The sequence below is a fragment of the Streptomyces sp. NPDC053542 genome (genome assembly GCF_044544685.1).
GTDB lineage: Bacteria > Actinomycetota > Actinomycetes > Streptomycetales > Streptomycetaceae > Streptomyces.
The window spans coordinates 138948-159253 of sequence record NZ_JBITXL010000011.1 but is presented as its reverse complement, the minus strand read 5'-3'; the positions used below and the strand labels follow the sequence as shown (position 1 = coordinate 159253).

Below are 20306 nucleotides of genomic sequence, written 5' to 3'. Positions count from 1 at the left end.
TATCGGACCGGACAGGCCGGTCAGGGGCGAAGGCCGTACACCGACGAGGGGACGCCGTGGACGAGAGCGGGAAGCCGCAGGGCCCGCAGGACGCCCAGGAGTCCGCCACCGCACCGGACACCGCCGAGGAGGCGGGGCCGGAGGCCGGCAAGGGCCTGCCCGAGCGGACGCCGGACGAGCCGAGCGGCACCCCGCGCGCCCCGGAAGAGCCGCGGGAGGGCGCCGACACGCCCGGTACGGATACCGGTACGGGTACGGCTGCGGAGACCGCGTCCGGGACCGCTGCCGGGAACGCGTCCGGGAAGCCGCGGCGTGGCGCCACGCCCGGCTCCGTCGACGGCGCCGCCAACGGACGCCGCGGCATCGGCGGCGGCATCCTCATGGGCCGGCCCTTCGGCGTGCCCGTGTACGTCGCCCCCAGCTGGTTCCTCGTCGCCGCCCTCATCACCTGGGTATTCGGCGGCCAGCTGGAGCGCGTACTGCCCGAGCTCGGCGGCGCCCGGTACCTCGTCTCCCTCTTCTTCGCCGTCGCCTTCTACGCCTCCGTCCTGGTGCACGAGCTGGCGCACACCGTCGCCGCGCTCCGCTTCAAGCTTCCCGTGCGCCGTATCCAGCTCCAGTTCTTCGGCGGCGTCTCGGAGATCGAGAAGGAGTCCGAGACCCCCGGCCGCGAATTCGTCCTCGCCTTCGTCGGCCCGCTGCTCTCCCTCGTGCTCGCCGGTGTCTTCTACGGCGCGATGTACCTCGTCGAGCCCGGCACCGTCCCCGGCGTCCTGATCGCCGGCCTGATGATCTCCAACCTCATCGTCGCGGTCTTCAACCTGCTGCCCGGGCTCCCGCTCGACGGCGGCCGGATGCTCCGCGCCGTCGTCTGGGCCATCAGCGGCAAGCCGATGACCGGCACGATCGCCGCCGCCTGGGTCGGCCGCGCGCTCGCCGTCGCCGTCCTCATCGGGCTCCCGCTGCTCACCCACACCGGAGCGCTGGGCAACGAGCGCCCCGACATCGGCGACGTCGACTCCCTCACCGACGCCCTGCTCGCCGCGATCCTCGCCGCGATCATCTGGACCGGCGCCGGCAACAGCCTGCGCATGGCCCGGCTCCGCGAGCACCTCCCGGACCTCCGCGCCCGGACGCTCACCCGGCGCGCCGTCCCCGTGGAGTCGCACACGCCGCTCTCCGAGGCGCTGCGCCGGGCCAACGACGCGGGCGCCCGCGCCCTGGTCGTCGTCGACGGCCACGGCACGCCCACCGCCGTCGTCCGCGAGGCCGCCATCGTCGGCGTCCCGGAACACCGCCGCCCCTGGGTCGCGGTCAGCGGCCTCGCCCAGGACCTCAAGGAGGGCATGCGGGTCCCCGCCGAGCTCGCGGGCGAGGACCTCCTCGACCACCTCCGCGCCACCCCGGCCACGGAGTACCTCGTCGTCGAGGACACCGGCGAGATCTACGGCGTCCTCTCCACCGCCGACGTCGAGAAAGCATTCGTAGCAGCCATGGCCCGCCCGTCCTGACGCCCCCGGAGCCGTACGGCTCCCGTCCCCCGCCCCGCCCTGGTACGGAGCGCTCCTCACGCCCGGTAGGCTGGTCACATGTCCGAACCGACCGGTGCCGCCCGCCGACGCGGGCCCTTCAAGGTCGGGGACCAGGTCCAGCTCACCGATCCCAAGGGTCGCCACTACACGTTCACGCTCGAAGCGGGGAAGAGCTTCCACACCCACAAGGGTGCCTTCCCCCACGACGAGCTGATCGGCGCTCCCGAGGGCAGTGTTGTCCGTACCACCGGGAACGTCGCCTACCTCGCGCTGCGCCCCCTGCTCCCCGACTACGTCCTGTCCATGCCCCGCGGTGCCGCCGTGGTCTACCCCAAGGACGCGGGGCAGATCCTGGCGATGGCCGACATCTTCCCCGGCGCCCGCGTCGTCGAGGCGGGAGTGGGGTCCGGGTCGCTCAGCAGCTTCCTGCTGCGCGCCATCGGCGACCAGGGCATGCTGCACAGCTACGAGCGGCGCGCCGACTTCGCCGAGATCGCCACGCAGAACGTCGAGCGGTACTTCGGGGGCCCGCACCCCGCCTGGACGCTCACCGTCGGTGACCTCCAGGACAACCTCTCCGACACCGACGTCGACCGCGTCATCCTGGACATGCTCGCCCCCTGGGAGTGCCTGGACGCCGTATCCAAGGCGCTCGTCCCCGGCGGCATCCTCTGCGCGTACGTCGCCACGACCACGCAGCTGGCCCGCACCGTCGAGGCCATCCGCGACCACGGCACCTTCAACGAGCCGTCGGCCTGGGAGACCATGGTCCGCACCTGGCACGTCGAGGGCCTGGCCGTCCGCCCCGACCACCGCATGATCGGCCACACCGGCTTCCTGCTCACCGCCCGCCGCCTCGCGGACGGCGTGGAGCCGCCGCTGCGCCGCCGCCGCCCCGCCAAGGGCGCGTACGGCGAGGACTACACCGGCCCCGGTGGCCAGTCCGCGCCCGCCGAGGAGCAGCCGGTGCACAAGACCCCGGCCCAGAAGCTGCGCGAGAAGAAGGAACGCGAGCAGCAGGCGGGCCAGGACGCCGCCGAGAGCTGACGCGCGCGCGGCCGTACCGAACCGAACCGCACGGCGCCGCCGGTGAGTTCCCCCACGGGAACCCCGGCGGCGCCGCATTTCCCGGTATGGCCGTGTTTCCGGAGATGTGGGAACCACCGGCGTGAGCCCCGCGTTGCCAAGGCAAGGACCGAGTTCCTCAAGTTTTCTTCTTGGTCCGGACTTGTTGGTTCCGTGGCGGGGTGTCGTGTGGAACGATGCCGGGCAACCCCCACCGCCACAGCTCTTCCCAGGAGTTATTCCGCGTGCAGTCCTTGGCAGGCCCGGACCTTCCGCACACCAGCACGACCCCCATGCAGTGGCTCGCCACCGCGACCGCCGTCGCGGGTGTCGTGGCCCTGGCCTCCTTCGTCCAGCCCGCCGGCGCCGCGGTCTCCACCGCCTCCGCCGCGACCTCGGCCGCCGGCCGTCCCGCCCCCGCGGCCACCGCGCCGGACGCCGGCGCCGCGCATTACCCGCTCGACTGCGGACCGAACAAGGTCGATGTGGCCGACAAGCTCTCCGGCGACCTGGACGGCGACGGCGCCCCGGAGACCGTCGCCGTGGTCCGCTGCCACGCCGAGATGGGCACCCCGCCCAGCGGTGTGTACGTGCTCGCCGCGCCCTCCGTGAAAGGCGCCGCGCCGCGCGTCGTGGCCACCCTCGTGGACCCCGCCGACAAGCTGAGCGTGCAGGACCTCGCGCTGACCGGCAGCGCGCTGAGCGCCACGCTCTCGGGATACTCCAGCACCGACGTGCCGCGCTGCTGCCCCGACGTCCACAAGGCCGCCAAGTGGCAATGGCGGAACGGCAAGTTCGTCCGGAGCGAACTTCCCGTCGCGGAGGACGGGGCGGACGGGCCGCCCGCCGCCCGGGGAATCTGACCGGGGGCCCTGAATCGGGGAATCCGGCCGCGCCGCTGCGTAACCGCGGCATCACTGTCTGATCGCCGCATCACGGCGCGCCAGCGGCATCGCCGTGTGACGCAAACATCACGGCGCGTCCGGCCGTCGGTTTCCGGCCGGACGCGCTCCGTTGCTCTCCGTCGCCGGCCGGTCCGGCCGGCCGGTGGCCCGGCTTCCGGTTACTCCGCGTCCGGCCCGTACACCTCGGCCTTGTCCGACACGCGGCGCACGTGAATACAGTCGCCGGGGCACTCCTTCGCGGAGTCCCGCACGTCGTTGAGCAGCGGCAACGGCACCGGCGTGGTGGCGCCCTTGTCCTGCAGCAGCTCGTCGTCGGCGCTCTTCACGTACGCCAGCCCGTCGATGTCGAGCTCGAAGACCTCCGGCGCGTACTGCGCGCAGATGCCGTCCCCGGTGCAGAGGTCCTGGTCGATCCAGACCTCGAGCTCGGTGGCTTCTTCCTGGGCGCTCATCTCGCCTGCCGTTCCTGCGTACGTTTAACCGATGTTGTCTAAGTAGTGCCAGCACTGACGGGTGTTGACCGTGTCGACGATACAACCGGTCGCTTTCCGATGTTGTCGGGTGGGTATCACCCCAGGGTGAGGACGTGCGCAAGGGTGAAGATCGGACACACCCCGACAGTCTTTTCGATCTAGGGGTTTCAACCTGCACCGGCCCAGGTAGGGTCAGGAAGCGTCCAGCTCCCCTTGGAGGAGGTGAGGACCGTGGCAGCCCACGACGACGACATCAACCGCGGCATCCGGCCGGGGCGGGGGTCTGAAGACCCTGCCGGCCAGGTTGCCTATCTCGAGCAGGAGATCGCCGTCCTGCGACGCAAGCTCGCCGACTCTCCGCGTCACACGAGGATTCTCGAAGAGCGGATCGTCGAGCTGCAGACCAACCTGGCCGGCGTATCGGCTCAGAACGAGCGACTCGCCAACACTCTCCGTGAGGCACGCGACCAGATCGTCGCGCTCAAGGAGGAGGTCGACCGGCTCGCTCAGCCGCCGGCCGGCTTCGGTGTCTTCCTGCAGGCGAACGAGGACGGCACGGTCGACATTTTCACCGGAGGCCGAAAGCTCCGGGTCAATGTCAGCCCGAGCGTCGAGCTCGAAGAGCTCAGGCGTGGCCAGGAGGTCATGCTCAACGAAGCGCTCAACGTGGTCGAGGCCATGGAGTTCGAGAGCGCCGGGGACATCGTCACCCTCAAGGAAATCCTGGAGGACGGCGAGCGCGCCCTGGTCATCGGGCACACCGACGAGGAACGGGTGGTGAGGCTCGCCGAGCCGCTGCTGGACATCACCATCCGCCCCGGTGACGCCCTGCTCCTCGAGCCCCGCTCCGGCTACGTCTATGAAGTCATTCCCAAGAGCGAGGTCGAAGAGCTGGTCCTCGAAGAGGTACCGGACATCGACTACACCAAGATCGGCGGTCTGGGCGGCCAGATCGAGCTGATCCGGGACGCCGTCGAGCTCCCGTATCTCTACCCCGATCTGTTCAAGGAGCACGAACTGCGCCCGCCGAAGGGTGTCTTGCTCTACGGCCCGCCCGGCTGCGGCAAGACGCTCATCGCCAAGGCGGTCGCCAACTCCCTCGCCAAGAAGGTCGCCGAGGTGACCGGCAAGCCCGCGGGGAAGAGCTTCTTCCTCAACATCAAGGGCCCCGAGCTCCTCAACAAGTACGTCGGCGAGACCGAGCGGCACATCCGCCTGGTCTTCCAGCGGGCGCGGGAGAAGGCCAGCGAGGGCACGCCCGTCATCGTCTTCTTCGACGAGATGGACTCCCTCTTCCGCACCCGTGGCTCGGGTGTCAGCTCGGACGTGGAGAACACCATCGTTCCGCAGCTGCTCTCCGAGATCGACGGTGTGGAGGGCCTCGAAAATGTGATCGTCATCGGTGCCTCGAACCGTGAGGACATGATCGACCCGGCGATCCTGCGGCCCGGCCGGCTCGACGTCAAGATCAAGATCGAGCGTCCGGACGCCGAGGCGGCCAAGGACATCTTCTCGAAGTACCTCACCGACCGGCTCCCGCTGCACGCCGACGACCTCGCCGAGCACGGCGGCTCGAAGAAGGCCGCGGTCAGCGGCATGATCCAGTCGGTCGTCGAGCAGATGTACGCGGAGTCCGAGGAGAACCGCTTCCTGGAGGTCACCTACGCCAACGGTGACAAGGAAGTCCTGTACTTCAAGGACTTCAACTCCGGCGCCATGATCGAAAACATCGTCGGACGCGCCAAGAAGATGGCCATCAAGGCATTCCTCGAACAGAACCAGAAGGGTCTCCGCGTCGCCCACCTGCTCCAGGCATGCGTGGACGAGTTCAAGGAGAACGAGGACCTGCCCAACACGACCAACCCGGACGACTGGGCCCGGATCTCCGGCAAGAAGGGCGAGCGGATCGTCTACATCCGCACCCTCGTCACCGGCAAGCAGGGCGCGGACACCGGTCGCTCCATCGACACGGTGGCGAACACCGGACAGTACCTGTAACACCGCTCACCGGCTGCGGATGTCCCAGGCGGGGCGTCCGCAGCCGGTCGCTTTCCAGGGGCCGGGACGCACCCTGGAGATCCCCCGGCGGAACAGGGAAAACCGGACTGGAGCAATGACTGTAATGATCTCCCCAGCGCCGCATCGGCGTTCTAGGCTCTTCGGTACCGCCGCACCACACAGTGCGGAAGCGGGGACCGCATATGGACCGGAAGCGCAGCGGTACTTGAGCGCCGACCCCACCCGGGGGCGCCGCCGGGCAAGGAGGGCCGCATGACCGTACGGCGAGTAATGGGCATCGAGACGGAGTACGGCATCTCCGTCCCCGGCCACCCGAACGCCAATGCCATGCTCACCTCGTCCCAAGTCGTCAACGCCTACGCGGCGGCGATGCACCGGGCGCGCCGCGCCCGCTGGGACTTCGAGGAGGAGAACCCGCTGCGGGACGCCCGCGGCTTCGACCTCGCACGTGAGAACGCCGACGCCAGCCAGCTCACGGACGAGGACATCGGTCTGGCCAACGTCATCCTCACCAACGGCGCGCGGCTCTACGTCGACCACGCGCACCCCGAGTACAGCGCTCCCGAGGTCACCAATCCGCGCGACGCCGTCCTGTGGGACAAGGCCGGCGAGCGCATCATGGCCGAGGCCGCCGAGAAGGCCGCCCAGGTCCCCGGCGCCCAGCCGATCCACCTGTACAAGAACAACACCGACAACAAGGGCGCGTCCTACGGCACGCACGAGAACTACCTGATGAAGCGGGAGACCCCCTTCTCGGACATCGTGCGCCACCTGACGCCGTTCTTCGTCTCCCGGCAGGTCGTCACCGGCGCCGGACGCGTCGGCATCGGCCAGGACGGCCACGAGCACGGCTTCCAGCTCAGCCAGCGCGCCGACTACTTCGAGGTGGAGGTGGGCCTGGAGACGACGCTCAAGCGGCCCATCATCAACACCCGCGACGAGCCGCACGCGGACGCCGAGAAGTACCGCCGGCTCCACGTGATCATCGGCGACGCGAACCTCTCCGAGATCTCCACGTACCTCAAGCTGGGCACGACGGCGCTGGTCCTCTCCATGATCGAGGACGGCTTCATCAACGTCGACCTCGCCGTCGACCAGCCCGTACGCACCCTCCACCAGGTCTCGCACGACCCCTCCCTGCAGCATCTGATCACGCTCCGCAGCGGCCGGACACTCACCGCGGTGCAGCTCCAGATGGAGTACTACGAGCTGGCGCGCAAGTACGTCGAGGAGCGCTTCGGGGCCGACGCCGACGAGCAGACCAAGGACGTCCTCACCCGGTGGGAGGACGTGCTGGGCCGGCTGGAGAACGACCCGATGAGCCTGTCCGGCACGCTGGACTGGGTCGCCAAGCGGGAGCTCATGGAGGGCTACCGGCGCCGCGACAGCCTCGACTGGGACGCGGCCCGGCTGCACCTGGTCGACCTCCAGTACGCCGACGTACGGCCCGACAAGGGCCTCTACAACCGACTGGCGGAGCGCGGCAAGATGCAGCGCCTCCTGAACGAGGGGGACGTCGAGAAGGCGGAGATCAAGCCCCCGGAGGACACCCGGGCCTACTTCCGGGGCCGCTGCCTCGAGCAGTACGCGGACGACGTCGCCGCGGCGTCCTGGGACTCCGTGATCTTCGATCTGCCGGGCCGCGACTCGCTTCAGCGCGTCCCCACGCTGGAGCCGCTGCGCGGCACCCGCAATCACGTCAAGGAGCTGCTGGACCGCTGTCGCACGGCGGAGGACCTGGTGCGGGTCCTCAGTGGCGGCTGAGGCGGTAAAACCGCGTACGGGCCGCTCATGGCCTGATCGCGGTCCGATCGTGACCGATCCGGGGCCCGCCGGGCGGTGAAAAGTCCGCCCGGCGGGAATCATCGAGGTGAGTCCCGGACGTTGAGGGAAAGTGCAAGGCCGATGTCGGACCCAGCTTGTAGGGTCTGATCTTGACAGTCACATCGAGCGGGGCGAACCGAGCGGGGTGAGGGATATGGCGACCAAGGACACCGGCGGCGGGCAGCAGAAGGCTTCGCGCAGCACCGAAGAGGTCGAGGAGCAGACCCAGGACGCGGAAGCGTCCGAGGACCTCAAGGAACGCCAGGAAAAGCTGTCGGACGACGTGGACTCCGTCCTGGACGAAATCGACGACGTGCTCGAAGAGAATGCCGAGGACTTCGTGCGAAGCTTCGTTCAAAAGGGCGGAGAGTGATTTCACCTTCGTAACGAAGGTGAAGGGGCGGGTTTGCAGTGCGAGTCGGAGGGCTGCTCGCGGCGTCGCGAAGACAAGCCGCGGGCGGCCCCCGCTCGCCGCACGGTGCCCGCGCCCGTGGCCGGGCCGTGCAGGTGGATCGTGATCACGAGCCGGGTAAAGTCCCGGGCGTACCGGGCTTCAACTGCAACTCGGCATTCGGCAAGTTGAAGGATGGTCCCGGCGTACTCCGTCGGGACATCGCATATCTGGAAGGAAACGTGTGGAAGCCAATACTCGAAGCACCGGGCGTCTACCAGCTGCCTTCCTGACGCCTGGGTCCTCCTCGTTCATGGACTTTCTCAGCGAGCACTCGCCGGAGCTGCTGCCGGGCAATCGGCCGCTGCCGCCCGTGCAGGGGGCGATCGAGGCGCCGCACGGCACGACGATCGTGGCGGCCACCTTCCCGGGTGGTGTCGTGCTCGCCGGTGACCGCCGGGCGACGATGGGCAATGTCATCGCGCAGCGGGACATCGAGAAGGTCTTCCCGGCGGACGAATACAGCGCGGTCGGGATTGCCGGCACGGCGGGGCTCGCCGTGGAAATGGTGAAGCTCTTCCAGCTGGAGCTGGAGCACTTCGAGAAGGTCGAGGGCGCGCAGCTGTCCCTGGAGGGCAAGGCGAACCGCCTCTCGACGATGATCCGCAGCAATCTCGGCATGGCCATGCAGGGCTTGGCCGTGGTGCCGCTGTTCGCGGGGTACGACATCGACCGCGAGAAGGGCCGCATCTTCTCGTACGACGTGACCGGCGGGCGCTCCGAGGAGCAGAATTACGCCGCGACGGGCTCCGGCTCGGTCTTCGCGCGCAGTGCCCTGAAGAAGCTCTTCCGGGAGGACTTCTCCGAGAACGACGCGGCGACGGCGGTCGTGCAGGCGCTGTACGACGCCGCGGACGACGATTCGGCGACCGGCGGTCCGGACCTGGGCCGGCGGATCTACCCGATCGTCACGGTGATCACCGACGAGGGCTTCAAGAGGCTCACCGACGACGAGGTCTCCGAGATCGCCCGTGCGGTGCACGAGCGGCGCCTGGAGCAGCCGGACGGCCCGCGGGCTGCGCTGCTCTGACGGGGCGGCAGCGGACTTGCGGATGACGGATGATCCGGAGGTGCTTTCGCCAGTGAGAGAGCCATTGACAGAAAGGGACGGATAGCCGGTGTCGACGCCGTTCTATGTCTCACCCCAGCAGGCCATGGCGGACCGCGCCGAGTACGCCCGCAAGGGCATCGCGCGCGGACGCAGTGTTGTCGCTCTGCAGTATGCCGACGGCGTCGTTTTCGTCGCCGAGAATCCTTCCCGTGCACTGCACAAGGTCAGTGAGATTTATGACCGGATCGCCTTCGCGGCGGTCGGTAAATACAACGAGTTCGAGAACCTCCGGATCGGCGGAGTGCGCTACGCCGATCTGCGGGGGTACACCTACGACCGTGAGGACGTGACCGCGCGGGGGCTGGCGAACACCTACGCCCAGACGCTCGGTGCGATCTTCTCCAGCGCGGCCGAGAAGCCGTACGAGGTGGAGCTGCTGGTCGCCGAGGTGGGCAACACCGCCGAGGACGATCAGATCTATCGGCTGCCGCATGACGGTTCGATCGTGGACGAGCACGGCTCGGTCGCGGTCGGTGGCAATGCCGATCAGATCAGCACGTACCTCGATCAGCACCACCGGGACGGCATGTCGCTGGGCGAGGCGCTGAAGCTCGCCGTGGAGTCGCTGTCGCGGGACAACAACGGCGGGGAGCGCACGCTGACCCCGGAGCAGCTGGAGGTCGCGGTCCTGGACCGCAAGCGGCCGCAGCAGCGGAAGTTCAAGCGGGTGCTGAGCAGTCAGCTGTCCCGGCTGCTCGCGTCGGAGGGCTCGTCGGCGTCGGCCACCGAGGCCGGTTCCGCCGAGGAGCCGGAGGCCGGCACGTCCGGCACGTCCGGCGGGGACACCGGCTCCGAGCGCTCGGAGGGCTCGGAGGAGTAGGCCGGTCCCGTCGCGGGAGCGTGCCCGCTTCTGTCCGTACGTCTCGCGCCGCCCCGGTGGGTCAGTCCCACCGGGGCGCGCGGCGTTTCAGGGGCTGTGTCAGGGGCGCGGCGGGGCGGCCGTCGAGCCGCGGGTGATCAGTTCGACCGGGAGCGTGGTGGGCGCGACGGGCGGCCGGCCGGCCAGGACGTCGATCAGGGCGCGCATGCCGGCCGCGCCGAACTCCTCGGCCGGCAGCCGTACGGTGGTCAGCTCCGGTTCGACGGCGGTGGCCAGCGCGAGGTCGTCGAAGCCGGTGACGGAGACGTCCTCGGGGACGCGCAGGCCGAGCCGGCGGGCGGCCTTGCAGGCGCCGGCGGCGAGGATGTCGTCGTCGCAGACCAGGGCGGTGGGGCGGGGGCCCGGAGCGGTCAGGGCCGCGTGCGCGGCGTGCAGCCCGGCGTCCACGTCGAGCGCCGCGGTTTCGGTGCGCAGCGCCGCGTCCGGTACGGCCCGTACGGCTTCGGCGAGGGCCTTCGCGCGCAGGTGGAAGGTCCAGGAGTCGACGGCGGCGGCGAGGTGGGTGAGCCGGCGGTGGCCGAGGCCGAGCAGGTGGCGGGCGGTCTGCCGGGCGCCGTCGGCGATGTCGAGGTTGACGGTGGCGGCGGCCGGGGTGTCCTCGGGGTCGTTGTCGAGCATGACCAGGGGCAGGCCCTCGCCGTAGAGGGCGGTGAGCGCGTCGGTGGCCATGGAGGAGGCGATGACGCCGTCGAGAGTGGCGCGCGCCGAGTCGAAGGGGTCGCGGGCCGGGCCGATGCCTTCGGGGGAGGGGTACAGGACGAGGCCGAAGCCGCTGTCGGCGGCGACGCGGGCGGCGCCGGTGTAGACGCGGGCGAAGAATTCGGTGGTGAGCGCCGGCACGACGAGGAGGGCGGTGCGGGTGCGCCCGAGGCGGAGGCTGCGCGCCGCGAGGTTGGGGCGGTAGCCGAGCTCGCGGGCCGCGGCGCGCACGGCGTCGGCCTTGGCCAGGGAGACGCGGCCGCGCCATTTGTCGCCGAGTACGAGCGAGACGGCCGCCTGCGAGACTCCGGCGGCGCGTGCCACGTCCTTGCTGGTGACGCGCGCGGTGTCCGTTCCCGCTCGCGCGCCGGGCGGGCGCGCCTCCCCCTGCTCGGTCACTGGTGTGGGCTGCCCTTCGTGCGACGTGGTGGTGCGGTGCTGCGAGTGCGGTGCCGCGGTGGACCCGCGGTCAGCGGCCATGGTACGTATGACGGGTCACGTTATACGTAACACTGAAACGTCCACTGGACGGCTCCCGGCCCGGACGGCCGGCGGAGAGGGGCGGGTATGGCCGCGGGATACGCGGAGCTGCTCAGGACGCGCCACGCGGCGCGGCTGCTGACCGGCACCCTGGTCGGGCGGCTGCCGAACGCAACGGCGGCGCTGGCGGTGGTGCTCTTCACCCGGGCCGAGGGCGGCAGCTACGCCCTGGCGGGTGCGCTCTCGGCCGTGTACGGCCTCTGCAACGCCGTAGGACAGCCGCTGCTGGGCCGCGCGGTGGACCTGTGGGGTCAGCCCCGCGTCATGCTGCCCTCGGCCGTCCTGTCGGCGCTGGGCATGGTTCTGCTGGCCGCCGTCGGCATCGACCCGCTGTGGCCGGCGTACGCGGCCATGGTGGTCGCCGGGTTCTTCACGCCGCCCCTGGAGGGCGGGCTGCGGGCGCTGTGGCCCGGGGTGCTGAAGCGCCCGGAGCGGGTCCACGCCGCGTACGCGCTGGACGCGGTGGCGCAGGAAGTGATGTTCGCGGTCGGCCCGCTGCTGGTGACGCTGAGCGTCGCGGTGTGGTCCGAGCGGGTGGCGCTGCTGGTCATCAACGTGCTCGGGGTGCTGGGCGCGCTGTCGGTGGTGGTCTCGCCGCCGTCCCGGCAGTGGCGCAGCGCGCCGCGCGAGGCGCACTGGCTCGGGGCGCTGCGCTCCAGCGGGATGCTCGTGCTGATCGGGTCGTTCTTCTTCGTGGGGCTCGCGCTGGGGTCGATAGCGGTGGCGGCGGTGGCGTACGCCGATACGCACGGCGGGCAGATGGTTTCCAGCTATCTGCTGTCGGCGCTGGGCGTGGGGGCGCTGATCGGCGGTGTGGTGTACGGGGCGCGGGAGTGGCCGGGGGCGCCGGAGCCCCGGCTGCGGGTGCTGATCGGGCTGCTGGCGCTCGGGTACCTGCCGTTGGCGCTGGTCCCGGGGGTGGCGGGGATGACGGCGCTGACGGGGCTCGCCGGGGTGTTCCTGGCGCCCGCGCTGGCGTGCGCGTTCATCGTGGTGGACCGGCACGCGCCGCGCGGGACGGTGACGGAGGCGTTTTCGTGGCTGGTCACGACGTTCGGGGTGGGGGCCGCCGTGGGTACGTCAGTGGTGGGCCCGGCGGTGGAGCTGGGCGGCGCGGCGGCGGGTTTCGCGGTCGCGGGCGGCGGTGGTCTCGCCGCGCTGGCGGTGATGGTGGCGGCGCGGCGTTTTCTGCTGCCGTCCGGGATGCGTACGGTGAGTGCCGTCCAGGCGGAAAATGATCGAAACGGTACCGTCGAACCCGGTTTCAGAGCAGGCCGTCAGGCGTAATGTTCAGTCATGGACCGCCGCATTTTCGGGCTGGAGAACGAGTACGGCGTCACGTGTACGTTCAGGGGACAGCGCCGCCTGTCTCCTGACGAAGTGGCGCGGTACCTCTTCCGCCGTGTCGTGTCATGGGGCCGCAGCAGCAATGTCTTCCTGCGGAACGGTGCCCGCCTGTACTTGGACGTGGGATCGCACCCGGAATACGCAACTCCCGAGTGCGACAACGTGACCGAGCTGGTCACCCACGACAAGGCCGGCGAGCGCATTCTCGAGGGGCTGCTCGTCGACGCCGAACGCCGCCTGCACGAGGAGGGAATCGCCGGAGACGTCTATCTCTTCAAGAACAACACCGATTCGGCGGGAAACTCCTACGGGTGCCACGAGAACTACCTCGTGGCGCGGCACGGGGAGTTCTCCAGGCTCGCGGACATCCTCATTCCGTTCCTGGTGACCCGTCAGCTGCTCTGCGGCGCAGGAAAGGTGCTGCAGACGCCGCGCGGCGCGGTGTACTGCGTCAGTCAGCGCGCCGAACACATCTGGGAAGGGGTCTCCTCGGCGACGACCCGCTCCCGGCCGATCATCAACACCCGTGACGAGCCGCACGCCGACGCCGAGCGGTACCGCCGGCTGCACGTCATCGTGGGTGACTCCAACATGTCCGAGACGACCATGCTGCTGAAGGTCGGCGCCACCGACCTCGTCCTGCGCATGATCGAGGCGGGCACGGTGATGCGGGACCTGACCCTGGAGAACCCGATCCGGGCGATCCGCGAGGTCAGCCACGACATCACCGGTCAGCGCAAGGTGCGGCTGGCGAGCGGCCGGGAGGCGTCGGCCCTCGAAGTCCAGCAGGAGTACTACGAGAAGGCGGTGGACTTCTGCGACCGCCGCGGCATCCGCACGGGCACGGTCGAGCGGGTCCTGGAGCTGTGGGGCCGCACGCTGGACGCGATCCGGGAGGAGGACCTGGACCGGGTCGCGACGGAGATCGACTGGGTGATGAAGTACCAGCTGATCGACCGTTACCGCGCCAAGAACAACATCACGATGTCGCATCCGCGGGTCGCGCAGATAGACCTCGCGTACCACGACATCCACCGCCGCCGGGGGCTGTACTACCTCCTGGAGAAAAAGGGCCAGGCGGCGCGGGTGTGCAACGATCTGAAGATCTTCGAAGGCAAGTCCGTGCCGCCGCAGACGACACGGGCGAGGCTGCGCGGCGATTTCATCCGCCGGGCTCAGGAACAGCGCAGGGACTTCACGGTCGACTGGGTGCATCTCAAGCTCAATGACCAGGCGCAGCGCACGGTGCTCTGCAAGGACCCGTTCCGGTCGGTGGACGACCGGGTGGAGAAGCTCATCGCAGGAATGTGACCCGTTCGCACACGGCGGTGTGTCAACGGCCTTTGTGCCGGGGCACACCGCCGTGTTGTCTCCGCCGTGATGACTGCCGTGTTGTCTCTGGAATTGCGGTGGGGGTCAGGTCGTAGAGTGGCGGGCATTGCCCACCCACCCCTCTAGCCCGAGTTGGACTGATGAAGCTCACGAAGAACACCCGCCGTGCCGCGGCCGCGGCGATCGCCGTGCCCGTACTGCTGTTCACCGCCGCGTGCGGGTCCGACGACGAGGGCTCCGGTGCGAGCGTCGCGTCGGTGGAAGGCAAGGCCGGCGAGCAGCCCAAGATCAAGGTCGACAAGAAGGCCAAGCCGTCGGACACGCCGGTCGTGAAGACCCTCTCCGAGGGCAAGGGCGCGGCCGTGAAGAAGGGTGACTTCGTCCGGCTGGACTTCGTGGGCCAGATGACGAAGGGCCAGTCGCTGGGCAGCAGCTGGGCCAAGCAGCCGGGCGCGAGCGCCAAGGCGCCGCGCATGCAGTCCGTCGGCATGGCCGGGCAGGCGACCCCGCAGCTGCCCACGAAGGTGATGGAGGCGGTGACCGGCAAGAAGGTCGGCTCCCGCTTCGAGATCGAGGGCACCGCCAAGGCGATCATCGGTGACCAGCTGAACCCGCAGGCGGGCGTGAAGCCCAGCGACGGCCTGGTGTGGGTCGTCGACGTGGTCGCCGCCAAGAAGGCCGACAAGAAGGGCGAGGCGAAGGGCGAGCAGGCGGCGCCGGAGGCCGGTATGCCGGAGGTGAAGGCGCCGAGCGGGAAGCCCGCGGAGATCACCGTCCCCAAGGGCGAGAAGGCCCCCAAGGAGACCAAGAGCCAGGTGCTCATCAAGGGCGACGGCCCGAAGGTGAAGGCCGGCCAGGGGCTGATCGCGCAGTACACGGGCGTGAAGTGGGAGGACGGCAAGATGTTCGACTCCTCCTGGAAGCACGGCGGCGCGACCGCCTTCCAGATCGGCACCAACGCGGTCGTCAAGGGCTGGGACAAGGCGCTGGTCGGCAAGAACGTCGGCGACCGTGTCGAGATCGTCGTCCCGCCCAAGGACGGGTACGGTACGAGCCCGCAGGGCGGCGAGCTGGCCAACCACACGTTGGTCTTCTCGGTGGACATCCTCGACACGTTCTGAGGGCGCCGGGGCGGTACGCCGCCCGCCGCGATGATCACGGCCCGGCCATCTGCGAGACTGTCCCGCGTTGTAGAACGATTCGTTCGTAGGAGCACATACGTGAGCATCGACAAGCCCGAGATCGACTTCCCGGAGGGCCCCGCGCCCGCCGATCTGGAGATCGTGGACCTGTGGGAGGGTGACGGGCCGGTCGCCAAGGCGGGGGACACCGTCTCCGTCCACTACGTCGGCGTGTCCTTCAGCACCGGCGAGGAGTTCGACGCGAGCTGGAACCGCGGCAAGCCGCTGCAGTTCCAGCTGGGCGCCGGCCAGGTCATCGCCGGCTGGGACCAGGGCGTGCAGGGCATGAAGGTCGGCGGCCGCCGCCGGCTGACCATCCCCGCGCACCTGGCGTACGGCGAGCGCGGCGCCGGTGGCGGCCGCATCGCGCCGAACGAGACGCTGATCTTCGTCTGCGACCTGGTCTCGGTCTGAGAACCGGCCGCAGACGGAGCGTCCGCGACCGGATAACGGTCCGGCGCTGAGCTTCGCCCACGCGGCCACCGTGTCCGGACGCCGGTTACGTCCTTGTGCGGCGCCGGCACGGCGCGTGGCGCGAGCCTTACGGGCCCATGCCCCCTCGGGGGTATGGGCCCTCGGCTTTTGAAGCGGCTCCCGGTAGCGGTACGGTCATCGGTCGAGACCACAGAGAGAAGGGCGTCGATGGCCATTGCCAAGGCCGAGCGGCTGATGAACCTGGCGCTGTGCCTGCTGGGGACCCGGCGCCCGCTCACCAAGCGGGAGTTGCGCGGTTCCATCGAGGCGTACGTCGAGGCGTTCGGCCCGGGGGACGGTCCGGCGGGCGCGAGCGACGACGCGTTCAACCGCATGTTCGAGCGAGACAAGGACGACCTGCGGGAACTCGGCATGGTCATCGAGACCGTCGAGGGCCTGGAGGGGGACACCGGATACCTCGCCCGCCGCGACTCCAACCGGCTCCCGCCGATCACCCTGGACGCCGAGGAGGCCGCGGCCCTCGGCCTGGCCGCGAAGATCTGGCAGCAGGCCCGGCTCGCGGGCGCGGCCAGCGGCGCGCTCCAGAAGCTGCGCGCGGCCGGGATGCCGCTGGCGGCCGAGGACGAGGGCCCGTACGACCCCGCCCAGCCGCACAGCGCCCTGGAGCCGCGCATCCCCGCCCACGAGGCGGCCTTCGAACCGCTGATGCTGGCCTGCCGGGACCGCCGCCCCGTCGTCTTCGACTACCGCAAGGCCAACGCCGCCCGGCCCGAGCAGCGCCAGGTCGAGCCCTGGATCCTCGAATGCTGGCGCGGCCACTGGTACCTCGCCGGCTGGGACCGCGACCGGCAGGCCGAGCGCGTCTTCCGGCTCTCCCGCATCACCGGCAAGGTCCGCTCCCGCGCGGGGAAGTTCACCGCCGAGGTGCCCGACCACGTGACCGTACGGGAGACGGTGGAGAGCTGGGCCGGCGAGACCGCCACCGGCACCGCCCGCATCAAGCTGCGCGCCGACCACGGCTACCCGCTGCGCGCCCGCGCGCTGTCCGTGCGCGCGGCGGACGAGGGCTGGGACGAGCTGGAGATCCCGTACGGGCACGGCCTGGACGCCTGGCTCGTGGAACTGGGCCCGGACGTGGTCGTACTGGAACCGGCCGAGCTGCGGGCGGACGTCGTGGACCGGCTGCGTGCCGTGGCCAAGGGCTGAGGGGGAGCGACCAGACCATGGCGATCAACGCCATCGACCAGACCCGCCGGATGCTGTCCCTGGTGACGTATCTGCGCGAGCGCCCCGGCGCCCGCGTCAGCGACGTGGCCCGGGCCTTCGGCATCACCGAGGACGAGCTGATCGCGGACCTCGACGTGCTGCCCATGTGCGGTACGAGCTTCCGCGGCGGCGACCTGCTGGACATCGACACCGACGGCGACCGCATCTGGTGGCACAACCCCGACGACGTCGCCGAGCCGCTGCGGCTGGCCGCCGACGAGGCGACCGCGCTGCTGGTCGCGGCGCGCGCCGTGTCGACCCTGCCGGGCCTGCGCGAGGGCGACCGGCAGGCGCTGCTGCGCGCCACCGCCAAGCTGGAGGCCGCTGCGGGTGAGGCCGCGGGTGCCAGCTCCCGCCTCTCCGTCACCTTCGAGTCCGAGGGCGGCGTCTTCGCCGACGTGGACCGGGCCATCGCCGAGCGCCGCCGCCTCTGGCTGAAGTACTACTCGCCCGCCCGCGACGAGCTGACCGAGCGCGAGGTGGACCCCATCCGCCTCTTCGCCGTCGGCCACACCTATGTCGAGGCGTGGTGCCGGCTCTCCGAGGCGCGCCGCACCTTCCGGCTGGACCGGGTGGCCGAGATCAAGCTGCTGGACGCGCCCTCCGACCCGCCGCCGATCGAGCTGCGGGACCTGTCCGAGGGGCTGGTGCAGCCGGCCGCCGAGGACCCGGAGGTGGTGATCGAGGTGGGGCCCGGCGGCCGCTGGGTTGCCGAGTACTACCCGCACGACACCGCCGAGGAGCTGCCCGAGGGGGGCCTGCGCATCACCCTGCGCACCCCGGAGCCCGCCTCGCTGCGGCGCCTCGCGCTGCGGCTGGGCCGGGACGGGCGGATCGTCGCACCGCAGGAGCTGGCGGACAGCGCGCGGGACGCGGCGGCGCGTGCCCTCGCGGCGTACGGCGGCTGAAGCGGCGGCCCGGAGCAGGCAGGGACAGTCGAGGAAACCGCAGGGGAGCTGTGAGTGCGATGACGACCGTGACCACCCCGGCCGCGCCCGTGATCTTCAAGGCGGCCTGCCCGGACTGCCGGGGCCGCTTCGAACTGGCCGCGGGCGCGCTGCGGCTGGCGATCGGCGGCAGCCGCCGCACCACCTTCTACTCCTTCACCTGCCCCGACTGCGGCTCCGCCGTCCGCAAGCCGGCCGGCGAACGCATAGTGGAGCTCCTGACCGGCGGGGGAGTACGGACGCTGCGGCTGCATACGGGGTGAGGGGGCGGGCTTCGTACGGGAGGGGCGCGGGCCGGGGGTAGGGGCCGGGGGCCGGGTCCGGGCCCGCGCGCGGTTCTCGCGGCTCCGCTGGGTAATCCCCCGGTGGGGGCACGGGTTCGTTCGATTCGCCCCGTAGGCGCCCCGTCCCTTGGGCGCCCCGCCCCCTGGGCGCCTCGTCCCGTGAGCGCCGGTAGGCTCGCCCCATGCTCTGGCCCATGATCGCCATCGCCCTCGGCTTCCTCGGCCTCGCCGTGCTCGGTGTCCTGGCCGTCCGCGTCTTCGTGGAGGTGCGCAGACTGGCCCGTCAGGTGGACGAGACCTCGCGCCGGATCCAGTACGCCGCACAGAACTTGGAGCGGGCCGCCGGGCCGCTGGCCGGGGACGCCGGAGCGATGGCGGGCCCCGGGGCCGAGAGGGTCTGAAATCGGCCGGGCCGGGGCGGTACGCTGCAGGATGCGGGACGACGAGCGAGGCACGGCCCGCAATCGGGAGTATGCAGAGGGATTGCCGCCGGTTAACCCCCGCGCGTTACGATCGCTGACAGCACGGCGAAACGGACGCTTGTCCGACCAGTCGGGCAGCCCCACCCCAGCCGCCTCGGTGAGAAGGTAAACACTTATGTTCACTGGAAAGATCGGCGCTCCCGAGATCATCCTCATCCTCGTCGTCGTCATCCTCCTGTTCGGTGCCAAGAAGCTCCCCGAGATGGCCCGCTCGCTCGGCAAGTCGGCGCGCATCCTGAAGAGCGAGGCCAAGGCGATGAAGTCGGAGGGCTCGCAGTCCCAGTCGGCGCCGTCGGACCCGCCGAACGACGCGCAGGCCGAGACCCCGAAGACGATCCAGGCGTCGCCCGGTGATGTGAACAGCTCCCGTCCGGTCGCCGAGCCGACCGACAGCACCACCAAGCGCTGACCCAGGGCCGACTGGGGCGGCGGCCCGGTACCGCTGCCCGCCGCACGAGATGAGGACGTGGGTTGCTCAAGTCTGCCCCGAAGAAGGATAAGAAGGACAGGGACCCCGAGGGCCGGATGCCCCTCGCGGAGCACCTGCGCGAGCTGCGCAACCGGCTCGCGAAGTCCGTGCTGGCCATCGTGGTGGCGAGCGTCATCTCGGCGTTCTTCTACAACGACATCATCAATCTGATCACCAAGCCGGTGCTTCAGTCGGTGGGCTGCAACCTGTCCTTCGGTGAGCTGGCGCGGAAGCAGGGCGGCGAGACCTGCGCCCGCATCGTGATGATGGACCTGCTCGGGCCCTTCACCCTGGCGCTCAAGGTCTCCCTGATGGCCGGCCTGATCCTGTCCGCGCCGGTCTGGCTGTACCAGCTGTGGGCGTTCCTCGCGCCCGGCCTGCACCGCAACGAGAAGAAGTACGCGCTCAGCTTCGTGGGCGCCGGCTTCCCGCTCTTCATGATCGGCGGTTACTTCGCGTACGCGGTGCTGCCGACGACCGCCAAGGTCCTCATCGACTTCACGCCGATCGGCATCGACAACCTCCTCCCGCTGGACAAGCTGCTCGACCTGGTGACCAGGATGGTCGTCGTCTTCGGCCTGTCCTTCGAGATGCCGCTGCTGCTGGTCCTGCTGAACTTCGGCGGAGTGATCTCCGGCAAGCGCATGCTCGGCTGGTGGCGCGCCATGATCATGGGCATCACGGTCTTCTCCGCGATCGCCACGCCGAGCACCGACCCGCTGACGATGATCGCGCTGGCCGCGCCGATCGTGGTCCTCTACTTCGCCGCGGTGCTGGTCTCCCTGGTGAACGACGGCCGCAGGGCGCGTGCCGTAGCCGCGGGCCCCGCCGACGACGAAGCCTCCGAGCTGGACCTCACCCCCGAGGACATCGGCGCGATCGAGTCCGTCGACGCCCCGCGCGCCCTCCCGGAGCAGTCCGGCCCCGGCCGCACCCTGGAGTCCCGCCGGGACGACATGGACGACATCACGTAACCGCTCCCGCCTCCCCGGGGAGCGGGGTGGGGCTTCCCGGGAAGCGGGGGCAGGGGCCATGGACCGGGGCACGGGTCGTTAAAGATCGCG

At 70.4% G+C, this 20306-nt stretch carries 21 protein-coding genes; 19 read left to right on the top strand and 2 right to left on the bottom strand.

Features of this window, described 5'->3' with window-relative positions; genetic code table 11:
* The first annotated feature begins 56 nt into the window (after positions 1–56).
* The 3 genes from ACIGXO_RS28360 (at position 57) to ACIGXO_RS28350 (ending at position 3460) form a co-directional block, all read left to right on the top strand.
* Entirely contained in the window at positions 57–1511 is a 1455-nt protein-coding gene (locus ACIGXO_RS28360; protein ID WP_399792417.1) for a site-2 protease family protein, read from the top strand.
* Positions 1512–1589: 78 nt separating this feature from the next.
* Entirely contained in the window at positions 1590–2579 is a 990-nt protein-coding gene (locus ACIGXO_RS28355) for a tRNA (adenine-N1)-methyltransferase (protein ID WP_399792415.1), read from the top strand.
* A gap of 263 nt (positions 2580–2842) precedes the next feature.
* Positions 2843–3460: a hypothetical protein gene (locus tag ACIGXO_RS28350; protein ID WP_399792413.1), complete on the top strand. Its 618-nt coding sequence runs from the start codon at positions 2843–2845 to the stop codon at positions 3458–3460.
* Between the two features lie 200 nt (positions 3461–3660).
* On the opposite strand, the gene ACIGXO_RS28345 is transcribed toward ACIGXO_RS28350, so the two are convergent.
* A complete protein-coding gene (locus tag ACIGXO_RS28345; RefSeq protein WP_030252045.1) occupies positions 3661–3954 on the bottom strand; it encodes a ferredoxin in 294 nt (97 codons plus the stop codon).
* Positions 3955–4206: 252 nt separating this feature from the next.
* Between ACIGXO_RS28345 and arc the strand changes: the two genes are divergently transcribed.
* The 6 genes from arc (at position 4207) to prcA (ending at position 10200) form a co-directional block, all read left to right on the top strand.
* Entirely contained in the window at positions 4207–5973 is a 1767-nt protein-coding gene (gene arc, locus ACIGXO_RS28340; RefSeq protein ID WP_399792411.1) for a proteasome ATPase, read from the top strand.
* A gap of 273 nt (positions 5974–6246) precedes the next feature.
* Positions 6247–7758 carry a depupylase/deamidase Dop gene (gene dop / locus ACIGXO_RS28335; RefSeq protein ID WP_399792409.1) on the top strand — a complete coding sequence of 504 codons (1512 nt, stop codon included), beginning with the start codon at positions 6247–6249 and terminating at the stop codon, positions 7756–7758.
* A gap of 214 nt (positions 7759–7972) precedes the next feature.
* A complete protein-coding gene (locus ACIGXO_RS28330) occupies positions 7973–8191 on the top strand; it encodes a ubiquitin-like protein Pup (RefSeq protein ID WP_030252037.1) in 219 nt (72 codons plus the stop codon).
* A 38-nt stretch (positions 8192–8229) separates the two neighbouring features.
* The gene (locus tag ACIGXO_RS28325; RefSeq protein WP_399792407.1) at positions 8230–8502 is read left to right on the top strand and encodes an endonuclease domain-containing protein; all 273 of its coding nucleotides are present in this window, start codon (positions 8230–8232) and stop codon (positions 8500–8502) included.
* The gene (gene prcB / locus ACIGXO_RS28320) at positions 8454–9299 is read left to right on the top strand and encodes a proteasome subunit beta (RefSeq protein ID WP_399792404.1); all 846 of its coding nucleotides are present in this window, start codon (positions 8454–8456) and stop codon (positions 9297–9299) included. Before ACIGXO_RS28325 ends, prcB begins: the two co-directional genes overlap by 49 nt.
* An 88-nt stretch (positions 9300–9387) precedes the next feature.
* Positions 9388–10200 (top strand): proteasome subunit alpha, encoded by an 813-nt coding sequence (gene prcA, locus ACIGXO_RS28315; protein WP_399792402.1) that lies wholly within the window; start codon positions 9388–9390, stop codon positions 10198–10200.
* 99 nt (positions 10201–10299) lie between these two features.
* Here prcA and ACIGXO_RS28310 read toward each other — a convergent pair whose 3' ends face one another.
* Complete coding sequence (locus ACIGXO_RS28310; RefSeq protein ID WP_399792400.1) at positions 10300–11439, bottom strand: LacI family DNA-binding transcriptional regulator; 1140 nt, start codon at positions 11437–11439, stop codon at positions 10300–10302.
* Positions 11440–11526: 87 nt separating this feature from the next.
* On the opposite strand from ACIGXO_RS28310, the gene ACIGXO_RS28305 reads away from it, so the two are divergent.
* From ACIGXO_RS28305 to tatC, 10 genes are all read left to right on the top strand, one after another.
* Positions 11527–12786: an MFS transporter gene (locus tag ACIGXO_RS28305; protein WP_399792398.1), complete on the top strand. Its 1260-nt coding sequence runs from the start codon at positions 11527–11529 to the stop codon at positions 12784–12786.
* 9 nt (positions 12787–12795) lie between these two features.
* Positions 12796–14157 (top strand): Pup--protein ligase, encoded by a 1362-nt coding sequence (gene pafA / locus ACIGXO_RS28300; RefSeq protein ID WP_030252024.1) that lies wholly within the window; start codon positions 12796–12798, stop codon positions 14155–14157.
* Positions 14158–14318: 161 nt separating this feature from the next.
* Positions 14319–15299, top strand: a complete 981-nt coding sequence (locus ACIGXO_RS28295; protein WP_399792395.1) for an FKBP-type peptidyl-prolyl cis-trans isomerase — start codon at positions 14319–14321, stop codon at positions 15297–15299.
* A gap of 99 nt (positions 15300–15398) precedes the next feature.
* The gene (locus tag ACIGXO_RS28290; protein ID WP_030252017.1) at positions 15399–15773 is read left to right on the top strand and encodes an FKBP-type peptidyl-prolyl cis-trans isomerase; all 375 of its coding nucleotides are present in this window, start codon (positions 15399–15401) and stop codon (positions 15771–15773) included.
* 228 nt (positions 15774–16001) lie between these two features.
* The gene (locus ACIGXO_RS28285) at positions 16002–17000 is read left to right on the top strand and encodes a helix-turn-helix transcriptional regulator (protein WP_399792393.1); all 999 of its coding nucleotides are present in this window, start codon (positions 16002–16004) and stop codon (positions 16998–17000) included.
* Between the two features lie 17 nt (positions 17001–17017).
* A complete protein-coding gene (locus ACIGXO_RS28280) occupies positions 17018–17968 on the top strand; it encodes a YafY family protein (protein ID WP_031062578.1) in 951 nt (316 codons plus the stop codon).
* Positions 17969–18027: 59 nt separating this feature from the next.
* Positions 18028–18270, top strand: coding sequence for a hypothetical protein (locus ACIGXO_RS28275; protein WP_399792391.1), 243 nt, complete (start codon positions 18028–18030; stop codon positions 18268–18270).
* Between the two features lie 203 nt (positions 18271–18473).
* Entirely contained in the window at positions 18474–18692 is a 219-nt protein-coding gene (locus ACIGXO_RS28270) for a hypothetical protein (protein WP_399792389.1), read from the top strand.
* Between the two features lie 196 nt (positions 18693–18888).
* Positions 18889–19182 (top strand): Sec-independent protein translocase subunit TatA, encoded by a 294-nt coding sequence (tatA, locus tag ACIGXO_RS28265; protein WP_030252003.1) that lies wholly within the window; start codon positions 18889–18891, stop codon positions 19180–19182.
* A gap of 62 nt (positions 19183–19244) precedes the next feature.
* Positions 19245–20216: a twin-arginine translocase subunit TatC gene (gene tatC / locus ACIGXO_RS28260; protein ID WP_399792386.1), complete on the top strand. Its 972-nt coding sequence runs from the start codon at positions 19245–19247 to the stop codon at positions 20214–20216.
* Positions 20217–20306: the final 90 nt, after the last annotated feature.